At 55.9% G+C, this 13157-nt stretch carries 14 protein-coding genes; 11 read left to right on the top strand and 3 right to left on the bottom strand.

Annotated features, from left to right (window positions below; translation table 11 throughout):
- Positions 1 to 115: 115 nt before the first annotated feature.
- From thiD to dtd, 3 genes are all read left to right on the top strand, one after another.
- Entirely contained in the window at positions 116 to 946 is an 831-nt protein-coding gene (gene thiD, locus K7H09_RS23540; RefSeq protein ID WP_009286224.1) for a bifunctional hydroxymethylpyrimidine kinase/phosphomethylpyrimidine kinase, read from the top strand.
- A 124-nt stretch (positions 947 to 1070) separates the two neighbouring features.
- Positions 1071 to 1916 carry a universal stress protein gene (locus tag K7H09_RS23545; RefSeq protein ID WP_027957986.1) on the top strand — a complete coding sequence of 282 codons (846 nt, stop codon included), beginning with the start codon at positions 1071 to 1073 and terminating at the stop codon, positions 1914 to 1916.
- A 90-nt stretch (positions 1917 to 2006) separates the two neighbouring features.
- A complete protein-coding gene (gene dtd / locus K7H09_RS23550) occupies positions 2007 to 2444 on the top strand; it encodes a D-aminoacyl-tRNA deacylase (protein ID WP_027957985.1) in 438 nt (145 codons plus the stop codon).
- Positions 2445 to 2469: 25 nt separating this feature from the next.
- Here dtd and K7H09_RS23555 read toward each other — a convergent pair whose 3' ends face one another.
- Positions 2470 to 4446 (bottom strand): ATP-binding cassette domain-containing protein, encoded by a 1977-nt coding sequence (locus K7H09_RS23555; RefSeq protein ID WP_141440346.1) that lies wholly within the window; start codon positions 4444 to 4446, stop codon positions 2470 to 2472.
- Between the two features lie 29 nt (positions 4447 to 4475).
- Here K7H09_RS23555 and K7H09_RS23560 point away from each other — a divergent pair, with 29 nt between their 5' ends.
- From K7H09_RS23560 to K7H09_RS23590, 7 genes are all read left to right on the top strand, one after another.
- Positions 4476 to 5063, top strand: a complete 588-nt coding sequence (locus K7H09_RS23560) for a TIGR02444 family protein (RefSeq protein ID WP_167522526.1) — start codon at positions 4476 to 4478, stop codon at positions 5061 to 5063.
- A gap of 185 nt (positions 5064 to 5248) precedes the next feature.
- Positions 5249 to 6295 (top strand): TRAP transporter substrate-binding protein, encoded by a 1047-nt coding sequence (locus K7H09_RS23565; RefSeq protein WP_027957982.1) that lies wholly within the window; start codon positions 5249 to 5251, stop codon positions 6293 to 6295.
- Between the two features lie 355 nt (positions 6296 to 6650).
- A complete protein-coding gene (locus tag K7H09_RS23570) occupies positions 6651 to 7229 on the top strand; it encodes a TRAP transporter small permease (protein ID WP_022521254.1) in 579 nt (192 codons plus the stop codon).
- Positions 7230 to 7259: 30 nt separating this feature from the next.
- Entirely contained in the window at positions 7260 to 8543 is a 1284-nt protein-coding gene (locus K7H09_RS23575; RefSeq protein WP_027957981.1) for a TRAP transporter large permease, read from the top strand.
- Between the two features lie 21 nt (positions 8544 to 8564).
- Positions 8565 to 9008, top strand: a complete 444-nt coding sequence (locus tag K7H09_RS23580; protein WP_022521256.1) for a universal stress protein — start codon at positions 8565 to 8567, stop codon at positions 9006 to 9008.
- A gap of 132 nt (positions 9009 to 9140) precedes the next feature.
- Entirely contained in the window at positions 9141 to 9821 is a 681-nt protein-coding gene (locus tag K7H09_RS23585) for an FKBP-type peptidyl-prolyl cis-trans isomerase (RefSeq protein ID WP_041157308.1), read from the top strand.
- Between the two features lie 3 nt (positions 9822 to 9824).
- Positions 9825 to 10931: a PHB depolymerase family esterase gene (locus K7H09_RS23590; protein WP_230806265.1), complete on the top strand. Its 1107-nt coding sequence runs from the start codon at positions 9825 to 9827 to the stop codon at positions 10929 to 10931.
- 1 nt (position 10932) lies between these two features.
- On the opposite strand, the gene K7H09_RS23595 is transcribed toward K7H09_RS23590, so the two are convergent.
- Positions 10933 to 11526 (bottom strand): SCO family protein, encoded by a 594-nt coding sequence (locus K7H09_RS23595; protein ID WP_141440349.1) that lies wholly within the window; start codon positions 11524 to 11526, stop codon positions 10933 to 10935.
- A gap of 5 nt (positions 11527 to 11531) precedes the next feature.
- Positions 11532 to 12035 (bottom strand): hypothetical protein, encoded by a 504-nt coding sequence (locus tag K7H09_RS23600; RefSeq protein ID WP_041157305.1) that lies wholly within the window; start codon positions 12033 to 12035, stop codon positions 11532 to 11534.
- A gap of 106 nt (positions 12036 to 12141) precedes the next feature.
- Between K7H09_RS23600 and K7H09_RS23605 the strand changes: the two genes are divergently transcribed.
- Positions 12142 to 13056 (top strand): AEC family transporter, encoded by a 915-nt coding sequence (locus K7H09_RS23605; RefSeq protein WP_009286215.1) that lies wholly within the window; start codon positions 12142 to 12144, stop codon positions 13054 to 13056.
- Positions 13057 to 13157: the final 101 nt, after the last annotated feature.

A 13157-nucleotide genomic window follows, 5' to 3' on the forward strand; every position in this document is an offset into this window, starting at 1 on the left:
CAGGGGAGGCGACTCCCCTTCCTACTCGATTTTGGCATGTACGTTTTCGGCAGCATAAGGCGCGCAGCTTGGGTATCCTAGGAGTACAGTGACGTTTTTGCCGTGAAGGAGCCCCATGTCTACCCATTCCCGTCTTCGCAATGTGCTTACCATCGCCGGCTCCGATCCTTCGGGGGGCGCCGGGCTGCAGGGAGATCTAAAAACCTTTTCAGCCCTTGGCGTTTACGGCACCAACGTGATTACCGCGGTGATTGCCCAGAATACCTGCAGGGTGGCCTCGGTGTACCCCGTTTCGCCCCAGGCCATACGCGAGCAGTTGGAACACCTGCTGGATGATGTGGTGATAGACGCGGTTAAAATTGGCATGGTGGCGAGCCGTGAAGTCGCCGAGGTTATTGCTGATGTGCTGCGTCAGCGCCGCCCACGCTGGATTGTGCTCGACCCTGTGATGGTCGCCAAGAGCGGGGATGTTCTGGTCGACGACGCCGGTATTCATGCAGTGCGCGATATTCTCGTGCCGCTAGCCGATGTGATTACCCCCAATCTGCCGGAAGCCGCGGTATTGCTCGACACGCCGTCGCCCACCAGTTTAGACGCCATGGAAGCGATGCTGCCGGGGTTAACGCAATTGGGCGCGCCCTATGTGGTGCTGAAAGGCGGCCATCTGCGCGGGGAAACCTGCCCAGACTTGCTGGCAACCCCCAATGGTCATGAGTGGTTGCCCGCCTCGCGAATCGATACCGACAATTTGCACGGTACCGGCTGTGCGCTCTCCTCAGCGATCGCCGCCTGCTTGGCGAAGCTACCCGTGGATGCCGAAGGGGATGCCCCGGTAGCCGCTATCAGTGATGCCAAGCAGTGGCTGCATGCAGCCCTGGAGGCGAGCGTGCGCTTAAACGTGGGGAAAGGACGCGGCCCGGTGCACCATTTTCACGCTTGGTGGTGATGCTAGCTGTAGCCAGTGGCATTTGGGCAACAGTGCTTGCGAGAATGGACATTGCACACCATGCTAAGGAGTGTTTGCTTAACGGCTTGTAAGGCTGAGCTGCTCAGCCGAGGAGCGTTTCGCCATGCCTCGCACCATTCTGTTTGCCACCGATCTTTCCGCTGATAATCGCGCCGCTTTTGCTCGGGCGTTACGTTTGGCCTATGCCCAGGGTGTTCAGCTAGACGTGCTGCACGTGTTGGATCCTTACCTACCCAGGCGTGTGCTGCTGGATGTCGAGAGCGCGGTAGTGGAAGACATCACTACCATGTTGACGGATCTACGCGAAGACTACGCCCTAGAGGCGCCGAAAACGCTGATCCAGACCGTGACCGGCTCGCCTCACGTTGAAATCGTCCGCGAAGCTCATGAGCGCAACGCCGAGCTGATTGTGCTGGGCATGCATCGCAAGCGCGGGCAAAAAGACCTGCTGGCGGGGACCACGGTAATGCGCGTGCTGCGCAGTGCACCATGCCCTGTGGTGGTCTCTTCTCACCAGCCGACCCAGCCCTGGCAGCATATTTTGGTGCCCATCGATTTTTCACTGACGGCGCGGCATACCTTGAAAGAGGCGCTGATTCGCTTCCCTGAAGCCACGCTGACACTGTTGCACGCCTGGACACTGCCCGGCGAGCGCGAGTTGGGTTCGCAAGCCTATTACGCCCATTGGCGTGAACATGAAGTGCAGCGCCTGCGTGAGCAGTTGAGTAACGAAGTCGATAGCCTGATGCGCGAGTTAGAAGGAGTTCCCGATGTGGAGTTGGTGTTAGAACAAGGCGCGCCCTGTGATGTGCTGCAAGCATATATGAAGCGCCACACGCCCGATCTCGTGATGATCGGTAGTCGCGGTCAGCCCCATCACACCAGCCAGCTAACCGAGATGCTGCTGTGTGAACCGCACTGCGATCTAATGCTCTGCCGTGCTTGGTAACTCTGGGGGAAGCGTTTCGCGATGCCCTGCTAGGGAAAAATTAACGAGCGGTCGTTATAATGGCCGTTTGCTAGTGGGGAGAGAGACGTTTTGAAGGCACTCATTCAGCGCGTGAAGCGCGCCAGCGTGGAAGTGGAGGGCGAAATCGTCGGCAGTATCGACCATGGACTGCTGGCGCTGATAGGAGTGGAGAAGCACGATGACGGGACTAGCGTGGAAAAACTGCTGCACAAGCTCCTCCACTACAGGGTATTCAGCGACGCCGAAGGTAAAATGAATCACAACCTGCAGCAGGTGAACGGTGGTCTGCTGCTCGTCTCCCAGTTCACCCTGGCGGCGGATACCCGTAAGGGGCTGCGGCCGGGCTTCTCCAGCGCCGCTCCTCCCGCCCAGGGTGAAGAGCTGTTCAACTTGCTGGTTACCCAGACCCGTACTGCCTGGCCGCACGTCGCCACCGGTGAATTTGGCGCTGATATGCAGGTGGCGCTAATTAACGACGGCCCGGTAACGTTTTTGTTGGAAAGCTAGCTCTGTTGTTGAGTATTCGCTTTCCCTAGCTAGCCGTCTCTTCACTGGCGAGCAGTTCTGCTTCCATTGTCTCCAACGCCTCTTCGGCGCTGAGCCACTGCCGCTCTGATTCATCTAGGCGCGCTTTAATCTCCGCCTGCTGACTCAGCGTCTTGGTCAGTTCGGCTTTGCGGCTGCTGTCGGTGTAGAGCTCTGGGTCTGCCAGCACTTGTTCAACCTTATCAAGCTCGTGCTGGGCCTTCTCCATGGCTTTTTCTGCCTGGTCGCGCTGCTTTTTCAGTGGGCGCAGCTTCTCGCGCAGTTCGGCAGCCGCTTTGCGGGATGCTTTGCGTGCTTCTCGGCTGTCGCCGCTAGGCTGCTGGTTCTGGCGCTCGGCTTTTTCACCGCGGGAATCCCGACGGCTCTCTTCCAGACGCGCTTTAAGCCAAACCCGGTAATCTTCCAAATCTCCATCGAAGGGCTCGACACGGTGATCCGCCACCCGCCAGAACTCATCGACCGTGGCGCGCAGTAAGTGACGGTCGTGGGAGACCAGAATAACCGTGCCTTCGAAGCTTGCCAGCGCTTGGGTCAGCGCCTCGCGCATCTCTAAGTCCAGGTGGTTGGTGGGCTCATCGAGCAGTAGCAGGTTGGGTTTTTGCCAAGCGACGAGGGCCAGCGCCAGGCGGGCTTTCTCACCTCCAGAGTAGTTGGCGACTGTGCCGAAGGCGTCATCGCCCTTAAAGCCAAAGCCGCCCAGGAAGTTGCGGATATCCTGATCGCTGGCGGTGGGTGAGAGTCGCTGGATATGCACAAAGGGCGTCGATGAAACATCCAGGCTCTCAAGCTGATGCTGAGCAAAATACCCAATCGCCAAATGCTCGCCGGGTACGCGCTTGCCGTTAAGCAGCTCAAGCTCCCCGGTGAGCGACTTAATCAGCGTTGATTTACCTGCCCCGTTGGGGCCTAGCAAGCCAATGCGGCTACCGGGCAGCAGGGTGACGTTGACCTTGTCTAGCTGGATGTTGTCGTCACTGCCGTCGCCCTTTTTACCGCGATAGCCTAGCTGCGCCTGGTCAAGCACCAGCAGAGGATGCGAGGTTTTATCGGCGGCGGGCAGCGTAAAGTGGAAGGGGGAGTCCACATGGGCGACGGCGATATCTTCCATGCGCTCGAGCATTTTTACCCGGCTTTGTGCTTGCTTGGCCTTGGTCGCCTTGGCTTTAAAGCGGGCGATAAAGCGTTCGATCTCTTCCCGGCGAGCCTGCTGCTTGGCGGCTTCAGCCTGCTGCAGAGCAAGCTTTTCGGCGCGAGTGCGCTCGAACTGGGAGTAATTGCCGCGGTATAGCTCCAGGGTTTGGTGGTGCATATGCACGATGTGATCGCATACGGCATCTAAAAAGTCACGGTCGTGGGAAATCAGCAGCAGGGTGCCAGGATAGCGGGTTAGCCACTGCTCCAGCCACAGCAGGGCATCTAGATCCAGGTGGTTGGTAGGCTCATCCAGCAGCAGTAGGTCGGAAGGCATAAACAGCGTACGAGCAAGATTGACCCGCATCCGCCAGCCGCCGGAAAACGCCGAGAGCGGGCGGGCGAGGTCAGCCTGGACGAAGCCCAGCCCCACCAGCAATTGCGCCGCACGCGACTCCGCACGGTAGCCATCCAGGGTCTCAATCAAACCGTGCAGTTCAGCTTCGCGGTGGGCTTGCCCGGCTTCCTGGGCGGCCAATAAGTCAGCTTCTGCTTGGCGTAGCGCCAAGTCGCCATCGAGTACATACTCGATAATTGGGCGGTCGAGGGCGTCAACTTCCTGGGCCATATGCGCAATGCGCTGGCCGCCACTCATCTCGACATCACCCTGGTCGGGCGCAAGCTCGCCGAGCAGCAGTTTGAATAGGCTCGATTTACCGGCGCCGTTTGCCCCGATAATCCCGGCCTTTACCCCGTTATTAAGGGTAATGTCCGCGTTGTCGAGTAGCGTTTGCGTGCCGCGTTGCAAGGCGACTTGGCGCAGTGCGATCATGCCTTCTCCCGAAGAAAGTGGGTCATTTGATGCGAGATTCTATTACGCTTGATTCTACCCGATTGCAGCGCCTACAGCAGACACCGTTATGGGATTTTGCACTGACGCTCTACGCTAGACCCGGCGTTGAAGCGGCCTGCCTGAAGCTTCAAGAGGAGGCCGGGCTGGATGTGTGCGAGATGCTGTTTCATTGCTGGCTCTACTCTTGCGGTCTGGAAGCCGAGCCTAGAGCGCTGGCTTACCAGCGTGAGCAGCGTCACCTTTGGCAGTGCCATGTAACGGAGGTATTGCGTGGGTTACGCCAAGACTTAAAAGCCTCAGCGGCAGAAAGCGAGTCCGTAAAAGCGCTGCGCGAGACCATCAAACAGGCCGAACTGATGGCTGAGCGTGAGAACCTTCAACGTTGGCAAGCGTGGGCTTCGGCCTCGCCCAGCGATGAGGAACGTGTGGTTAACGTTGTTGAAATGTCGCTAGATGTAGATAAGTGGCTGCTAAAACAACTGTTTTTAGGGCGGTGTGCCCGTCAAGGCGAGGGTGGCATAAAGGAGCAAAATGAGTGGCTTGATTCGCTACAAACGCTTACTTGCCAGCTTGACCCTCACCAAGGAGCGCGCTAGCCTGAAATTAAGCTGTATTTGAAATACCTAGCGCTATTCGCCCGCTAGAACGCAGTATAGAGCAGCACCATTGCCGGTTGGCGAACACCGGTTAGCGAACAACAGTGTCGTGTTGAGATACGCGAGGCTTATCCAGGTTCTTGCGCACTCGTAAAGCGCGCTTACCACTGCAAGGGGAACACCGCATGAAGGCAAGCAAATTCGTTTCTACACGTTCTGTAACTACAAAGTTAATGACCACGGCAAGTGTGGGTGCACTGCTGTTTGGTCTAAGCGCCGCTGCTCAAGCAGACAACTGGCGCTATGCTCACGAGGAGTATGAAGGCGACGTTCAAGATGTCTTTGCCTATGCTTTTAAAGAGTATATTGAAGATAACTCAGACCACACCGTGCAGGTTTACCGCTTTGGTGAGCTGGGCGAGTCTGATGACATTATGGAGCAGACTCAGAACGGTATTCTGCAGTTTGTAAACCAGTCGCCTGGCTTTACCGGTGCGCTTATTCCGGAAGCGCAAATCTTCTTTATTCCTTACCTGCTACCGACCGACGAAGAGACTGTACTGACGTTCTTCGACGAAAGTAAGGCTATCAACGAGATGTTCCCTGAGCTTTACGCCGAGCAAGGCCTAGAGCTACTGAAGATGTATCCGGAAGGCGAAATGGTCGTGACGACCGACGAGCCTATTAGCTCACCGGAAGATATGGATAATAAGAAAATCCGTACCATGACCAACCCGCTGCTGTCGGAGACCTACGACGCCTTTGGTGCAACGCCGACACCGTTGCCTTGGGGTGAAGTCTACGGTGGTCTGCAGACCGGCATCATTGATGGTCAAGAGAACCCGATTTTCTGGATCGAGTCTGGCGGTTTGTACGAAGTCTCTCCGCACCTGACGTTTACCGGTCACGGCTGGTTCACTACTGCGATGATGGCCAACCAAGACTTCTACGAAGGTTTGTCTGAAGAAGATCAAACGTTGGTGAATGAAGCCTCTGAAGCTGCCTATGACCACACTATTGAGCATATCAAAGGCTTGGCTGAAGAATCATTAGCGAAAATTCAGGAAGCATCTGATGAAGTGACGGTGACACGTCTCGACGAAGAGCAAATTCAAGCTTTCCGTGAGCGTGCCCCGCAGGTCGAAGAAGCCTTCCTGGAAATGACCGGTGAAGGTGGTCAAGAGCTGCTCGAGCAGTTTAAAGCTGACCTTGAAGCCGTAACAAACGAGTAATTAACCTCAAAGCCGCATTGGCGAATGGTTGATTGATCAAGGGGCAGCATAAGGCTGCCCCTTTTTGTTTTGCGGCGGTTAGACGGGGGCTACTCGGGCTGGGGTTTGACATCGTTACCGTTGGGTTACGTACATCTAGCGTTGAATCATCGGCGGCCGCAAGCCGTTACGCTTTAGTTAACTCCTCGCCTTGCACGAGGTAAGGCTTGTCTAGCAGTTCTGGTTTAGGCAAGTTGGGAAGTAGGCAGGTTTTGACGAGATAGCTTGGATTGAGATAGCTCTGGAATAACGCTGTGTTTATTGTGCCTACGGCACGTAACTGTTGCCGTTAGAGCCGTTCAAAAGGAGTCCGGCCATGACCGATGACGAGATGGAAAAGAGTTACCGCTCCGGCTTGCCGGGGGTACTAGGCGTGATCGACACTGCAATTAGCAAAATAGAAGCCGTGATTCTCGCGATGGGTGTTTTGCTAATGGCGCTGAATACGGTCACCAACGTGGTTGCCCGCTTTGTATTTGGCAACAGCATCATGTTCTCCGGTGAGCTAAACCGCATTTTGATCATCATGATTACCTTTGCGGGTATTGGCTATGCAGCCCGTCATGGTCGTCATATTCGCATGTCGGCTATCTATGATGCGCTGCCGGTAGGTGGGCGCAGAGCGCTAATGATCTGCATCGCGCTGTTCACATCGCTAGTGATGTTTTTCCTCCTCTACTACTCGATCGTTTATATCCTGGATCTGCATAGCAAAGGCAGGGTGTTGCCCTCCTTGGGCTTGCCGGTGTGGATCATTTACCTATGGGTGCCGATGGGCTTTTTAATCACCGGTATTCAATACTTGCTGACCGCGGTTAAAAACTTCACGTCCCACGATGTCTATCTCTCGACGGGCGTGGTGGATGGATATAAAGACACCGAAACAGAAGTCTAACGCGGGGCACTGCACCCTAGGGGAACAGCTATGACGACAATAATGGTCACCACCATGATTGCCCTGCTGCTGCTGGGCTTTCCAATGATGATTCCGCTGATTACCGCTGCGGTAATCGGCTTCTATATGATGTTTAACGGCTTCGGCCAGATGGATACGCTGATCCAGCAGATGATGGCGGGTATACGCCCAGCCTCACTTATTGCGGTTCCCATGTTTATCCTTGCCGCTGATATCATGACCCGCGGGCAGTCCGCTAACCGATTGATTGATATGGTGATGGCGTTTATCGGCCATATTAAAGGTGGCTTGGCGGTGAGCACGGCGGCTTCGTGCACGCTGTTCGGTGCTGTATCCGGTTCTACCCAGGCAACCGTGGTCGCTGTTGGCTCGCCGCTGCGTCCGAAAATGCTTAAAGCGGGCTACTCAGACTCTTTCACGCTGGCGCTGATTATCAATTCTAGCGATATTGCTTTTTTGATCCCCCCCAGTATCGGCATGATCATTTATGGGGTTATTTCAGGTACTTCCATCGGCGAGCTATTTATTGCCGGGATCGGCCCAGGGTTAATGATCCTGTGTATGTTCTCGATTTACTGCATTATCTACGCCATCGTTAAAGATGTACCTACTGAAGCAAAATCGAGCTGGAAAGAGCGCGCAGTAGCGGTTCAGCAGGCTCTTTGGCCGCTTGGCTTTCCGGTCATTATTGTCGGTGGTATTTACGGCGGTATCTTCAGCCCGACTGAAGCTGCTGCAGCCTGTGTGCTGTATGCCATTTTGCTTGAGTTTGTGGTCTTCCGCTCACTTAAGATGAACGACATTTATGCCATCGCCAAATCTACCGGCTTGATTACCGCCGTTGTCTTTATCCTGGTCGCGGTGGGTAATGGCTTCTCGTGGATCATTTCGTTTGCTCAGATTCCGCAAATGATTCTGGAGGCGGTGGGTGTCAACGAAGCTGGCCCCACGGGCGTATTGATTGCCATCTGTATCTCCTTCTTTGTGGCCTGTATGTTTGTGGATCCGATAGTGGTCATTCTGGTGCTAACGCCCATTTTCGCACCCGCCATTGCGGCGACAGGCCTGGATCCTGTGTTGGTGGGTATTTTGATTACCTTGCAGGTGGCGATAGGTTCGGCAACTCCGCCCTTTGGGTGCGATATTTTCACCGCTATTGCGATTTTCAAGCGCCCCTATTGGGATGTGATCAAAGGCACCCCACCGTTTATTTTCATGCTGATTTTAGCGGCTGCACTGCTGATCATGTTCCCACAAATTGCGCTGTTCCTGCGCGATGTCGCCTTCCGCTAAACAGCCACAAGGAGTACGCGAATGTTTAATCGCATTTTAGTCCCGGTGGATGGTTCTAAAGGCGCCTTAAGGGCGCTGGAAAAAGCGGTGGGCTTGCATATGCTGACCGGCGCTGAGCTTTATCTGCTGTGCGTGTTTAAACACCATAGCTTGCTGGAGGCCTCGCTCTCTATGGTGCGGCCCAACCAGCTGGATATCCCTGACGATGCGCTAAAAGAGTACGCCACCGAGATCGCTGTGCACGCAAAATCTCATGCGATTGAGCTGGGCGCTGACAGTGCTCGCGTGCGTGCTTTTGTGAAGGGCGGGCGACCTTCGCGCATTATTGTGCGCTTTGCTCGTAAGCGGGAGTGCGATCTGATCGTGATTGGCGCCCAGGGCACCAATGGCGAGAAGAACCCGCTGCTAGGCAGCGTTTCTCAACGGGTGGCGGGTGCAGCACACTGCCCCACGCTGGTGGTCTAAATCCGCTAAACCTCTCTCCCATTTTGTGGTCTTATTGGCGCCCACCTCCCCGAAGATGCAGCTCGGGGCGGTGGGTGTTAGTCTTTATATGACACTGATCGGCGTACGGCGCCGCTATAAAAAGGATCTTTCATGAAACAACTGCTCTCTACTACGGCTCTGACAGGTTTGCTTTTGGTTGCCCCTTTTGCCGCGGCAGCGCCCGAAACCGATGAACAGCGCTTGGCTTACAGTCTGGGTGTGACCCTGGGTGAAAGCATGCAGGCAGACATCGAAGACCTCGACTTGGGTGCGTTTCACGACGGCATGAGCGATGTGTTTGAAGGCAATGACTTGGCGCTCAGTGAAGAAGAGATGACCGAAGCGTTGATGGCGTTCCAAGAGCAGTCAATGCAAGCGCGGCAAGCGGAAGCCGAAGAGATAGCGCAGAACAATCTCGAAGAGGGGGAAGCCTTCCTAGCCGAGAACGCTGAGCGCGAGGAAGTGACGGTGACTGACTCTGGCCTGCAGTATGAAGTGCTTGAATCTGGCGATGGCGCCACGCCTGGCCCTGAAGATACCGTCGAAGTGAATTACGAAGGCATGCTGCTGGATGGCACCGTTTTCGATAGCTCTTTTGAGCGCGGTGAGTCCGTCAGCTTCCAGACCAATCAGGTGATCGAAGGCTGGCAGGAAGCGCTGCAGATGATGAGCGTTGGCGATAGCTGGATGCTCTATATCCCTGCGGATATTGCTTACGGCAAAAATGGTCAAGGGCCGATCGGGCCTAACGAAGTACTGACCTTCCGCGTTGAACTGCTAGGCGTCGAATAAGGGATGACTTCAACCCCCTCTTCTAACCTGCATTCTCTCGCTCAGGCACTGGTTTGCTTAGGTCTATGCACGCCGCTGCTAGCGCAGGCAGAGACGGACAGTGAGCCTGAGGATTTGCCCGCCCTGAGTGCTGCGAGTGAGCAGGCCAGCGTAGTGGGAGTATCGTCGGGCGGTTATATGGCGACCCAGCTAGCGGTGGCTTGGCCCGAGCGGTTTAGTGGCCTAGGTGTACTGGCAGCAGGGCCCTGGAGTTGCGCGCAGGGCTCGCTGAGTTTGGCGCTTAATCAATGCATGATGACCCGCCGTGGCGTGCCTTCGCTGGATGAATTGGAGGCTCGCCACCAGCGCTATATTGAGCTTGAACAGGTTGGCAGCACTGAGGCGCTTAGCCAGCTCAGGGCCTACTTATGGCACGGTGAAGAGGATGAAGTGGTTGAGCCACAGCTCGGCGACCTGCTTGCTGAGCAGTGGCAGCAGTGGCTTGCTTCGCCTGATCAGCTACGCGTTGCGCGCAGTGAAAATGCGGGACATGGCTGGCCGATACGCTTACCCAGTGAAGCGGCTCCCGGGCCCCAGGAGTGGGGCGATTGCCGACAGGGTGGCGGTAGTTTCCTGTTATCCTGCGATGACGATATTGCTGGAGAAATGCTGGATTGGCTCTACCCCGAACGAGCAGCCTCGGACGCTGGCGAGTCTAGTCGTGAGCCAGAGGATGAGCAAGGGGGCGAACTAGTCGCGTTTGATCAGTCAGAGTTTGCGGTCAAGGGCCTAGCGGACACCGGCTATGTGTTTATACCTGAAGGCTGTGATGCGGGGGAGTGCCCGGTAACGCTGGCGCTGCACGGCTGCCAAATGAACGCAGAGGCCATTGGCGATACGTTCATACGCTACACCGGGCTTAATGCCTGGGCGGCAGCGCATCAGCAAATCGTGCTCTATCCTCAGGCAGAAAGCAGTATGGCGAACCCCCAGGGCTGCTGGGATTGGTGGGGGTTTGCTGAAAGTACCTGGCAGTTAAGCCCCCAGCACGATACCCGTAGCGGTACCCAAATTGGCGCGCTGCTGGCGATGCTGGATCATTTACAGGCAGCACCTGAACAAGCCGATTAGCTTAACCGTCTAGTTCGCTCTCTAATGCGGAAACTAAACCATGCGGGGTCGGTGAGTAGAGCACTCGCTGAAGAATATCGCCCTCGCGATTAACCAAAAAGAGCGAAGCGCTGTGATCAATGGTGTAGTCCATTGCTGAATCCGGCGCTTCGACTTTCCGCCATATCACCCCATAGCGTGAGGCGACATCCTCAAGCTGTTCCTGACTGCCCACCGCGCCGATAAACTCCTCGCCGAAAAAGCCCATGTACTCCTGCATGCGCGCGATGGTGTCGCGTTCGGGGTCAACGGTGACCATCACCGGCACTACACGCTCGCGCTGCTCCTCAGAGAGCTGGGCCAGGGCTTGACGCTTAACCGATTGGGTCATGGGACAAATGTCGGGACAGTAGGTGTAGCCAAAGGAGAGTATCGCGACTTGATCTTCATCTAACTGGGTTAACGAGAAATCACCCTGGGTAGAGGGCAGTTCAACTGGGCCTCCTACCGGTTCGCCCTCTTTGGGGGCGAAGGCATACTGATAGAGGCCTATACCGCTGACCACCAGTAAAACCGCGACTAAACCGGTGCCTAGCCATAAGGGTTTCCTTGCCATATGCGTTAACTCCGAATTACGTCAAAATCGAACCAACTGCCTACCTTGCCTTCTGCGGTTTCCAGTATGACACGTGCACGCCAAGGCATAACGCTTTGAGTGCAAATCCCTACTTGACCGTGACCTTGAAAATGGCCGGGTGCACCTGCGCTAAGGGCAAAACGGTGTAGCCCCAAATCCATATCTCGACCAATAAAATCTACCTCGACCTGGGTGGCCGTTACACCATCGACTTCCACTTCCAGTGGTAATATCTCCAGTGCATCGATTCGCCCATTTGCCTGAACCGCGAGCGTGATGCTGCCCTTATCGCCCAAAGTGGCGGAGCAGGGCGCTGCATGCAGGTTACAGCTTGATGTGGGTGGAAACCATGTCACATCACTGTCGCGGTGGAGCCAATGTGAAAAGGCATACCACGCGCAGGCCGCTAGCGCCAAGCCAGTGACCAATATCAGTACCCTTAAGGCAGGAAAGCCCGCTGAGTGTGCAGGTTTTGATGTCATCTTCATGGCAGAATAATCGCTACGCAAGCCGTGGGGCGGGGAATCATTGCCATGGTAACAGTAATCGCACCGATATCGCTGTGCTGGGATGTCGCAGGCAAAAGGGACATAAATGGAGAGTATCACTGGCGCTTTAGGCCCACTATTTCTGTTGATCTTACTGGGCGCCGTGCTTGGCTATTGGCGCTGGCCCAGCGACACCTTTTGGCCGCAGATGGAGCGGCTGATCTACTTTGTGCTGTTTCCCGCCATGCTGGTAAGCACCTTGGCCACTGCGGATGTAAGCCGAGTACCGGTCGGCCGCTTGGCGCTGGTGCTGCTGGGCGCGATGGCGCTGTTTGGCTTGCTGCTCTGGCGTTTACGTGGCTGGCTACAGCTAACGCCTGCGGCGTTTACGTCGGTATTTCAAGGCGCGGTACGTTTTAATACCTATGTGGGCGTTGCTGGCGCCGCCGCGCTACACGGCAGCTTAGGAGCGACCACCGCAGCCGTCGCCGTGGCACTAATGGTGCCAGTAGTTAACGTGATGTGTGTGGCCAGCTTTGTCGCCGCTGGCACACTCGGCGGTGCTAGCGTAGGTAAAAGTGCGATGGCGCTGATTAAAAACCCATTGATCCTTGCCTGCTTGGCGGGCATTGGTCTGAACCTTACGAACGTTGGTTTGCCCGGCTGGAGTCAAGATACGGTAGAGCTACTGGGGCGTGCGGCGCTGCCGTTGGGGTTGGTGGCCGTGGGTGTGGCGCTGCGCCCAGCGGCACTGCTACGCATTGACCGCGGCGTGCTGGCCACCAATGGCGTTAAACTGCTGCTCATGCCCGCGCTGGTATTGGCATTCACCTGGATCTTGCAGCTGGATCCCGTAAGCCGCGACGTAGCGCTGCTGTTTGCAGCACTGCCCACCGCCACCTCGGCGTATATCCTAGCCCGCCAACTGGGTGGCGATGCCGAGTTGATGGCGGCGATCATTACGGGCCAAACCCTATTGGCCATGCTCACCCTGCCTTTTTGGCTGCAGCTGGTTAGTTGACAGCGAGGCTGAAAAGTTAAATAAAAAATATTCGCATTTGTGTTGACGGGGTAAATGAGAACCATTACAGTGTGGTTGTCAGCGTTTGATGAGACGCTGAC

This window comes from Halomonas sp. IOP_14, from assembly GCF_021021315.1.
Taxonomy (GTDB): Bacteria; Pseudomonadota; Gammaproteobacteria; order Pseudomonadales; family Halomonadaceae; genus Vreelandella; species Vreelandella titanicae.

What these genes read in the sequence shown, in the direction of transcription:
- K7H09_RS23605 (WP_009286215.1), top strand. Translation starts at nt 12,142, where the DNA reads ATGGAGAGTATCACTGGCGCTTTAGGCCCACTATTTCTGTTGATCTTA.
- thiD (WP_009286224.1), top strand. Translation starts at nt 116, where the DNA reads ATGTCTACCCATTCCCGTCTTCGCAATGTGCTTACCATCGCCGGCTCC.
- K7H09_RS23560 (WP_167522526.1), top strand. Translation starts at nt 4,476, where the DNA reads ATGCGAGATTCTATTACGCTTGATTCTACCCGATTGCAGCGCCTACAG.
- K7H09_RS23585 (WP_041157308.1), top strand. Translation starts at nt 9,141, where the DNA reads ATGAAACAACTGCTCTCTACTACGGCTCTGACAGGTTTGCTTTTGGTT.
- K7H09_RS23555 (WP_141440346.1), bottom strand. Translation starts at nt 4,446, where the DNA reads ATGATCGCACTGCGCCAAGTCGCCTTGCAACGCGGCACGCAAACGCTA.
- K7H09_RS23570 (WP_022521254.1), top strand. Translation starts at nt 6,651, where the DNA reads ATGACCGATGACGAGATGGAAAAGAGTTACCGCTCCGGCTTGCCGGGG.
- K7H09_RS23580 (WP_022521256.1), top strand. Translation starts at nt 8,565, where the DNA reads ATGTTTAATCGCATTTTAGTCCCGGTGGATGGTTCTAAAGGCGCCTTA.
- K7H09_RS23545 (WP_027957986.1), top strand. Translation starts at nt 1,071, where the DNA reads ATGCCTCGCACCATTCTGTTTGCCACCGATCTTTCCGCTGATAATCGC.
- K7H09_RS23575 (WP_027957981.1), top strand. Translation starts at nt 7,260, where the DNA reads ATGACGACAATAATGGTCACCACCATGATTGCCCTGCTGCTGCTGGGC.
- K7H09_RS23565 (WP_027957982.1), top strand. Translation starts at nt 5,249, where the DNA reads ATGAAGGCAAGCAAATTCGTTTCTACACGTTCTGTAACTACAAAGTTA.
- K7H09_RS23595 (WP_141440349.1), bottom strand. Translation starts at nt 11,526, where the DNA reads ATGGCAAGGAAACCCTTATGGCTAGGCACCGGTTTAGTCGCGGTTTTA.
- K7H09_RS23590 (WP_230806265.1), top strand. Translation starts at nt 9,825, where the DNA reads ATGACTTCAACCCCCTCTTCTAACCTGCATTCTCTCGCTCAGGCACTG.
- K7H09_RS23600 (WP_041157305.1), bottom strand. Translation starts at nt 12,035, where the DNA reads ATGAAGATGACATCAAAACCTGCACACTCAGCGGGCTTTCCTGCCTTA.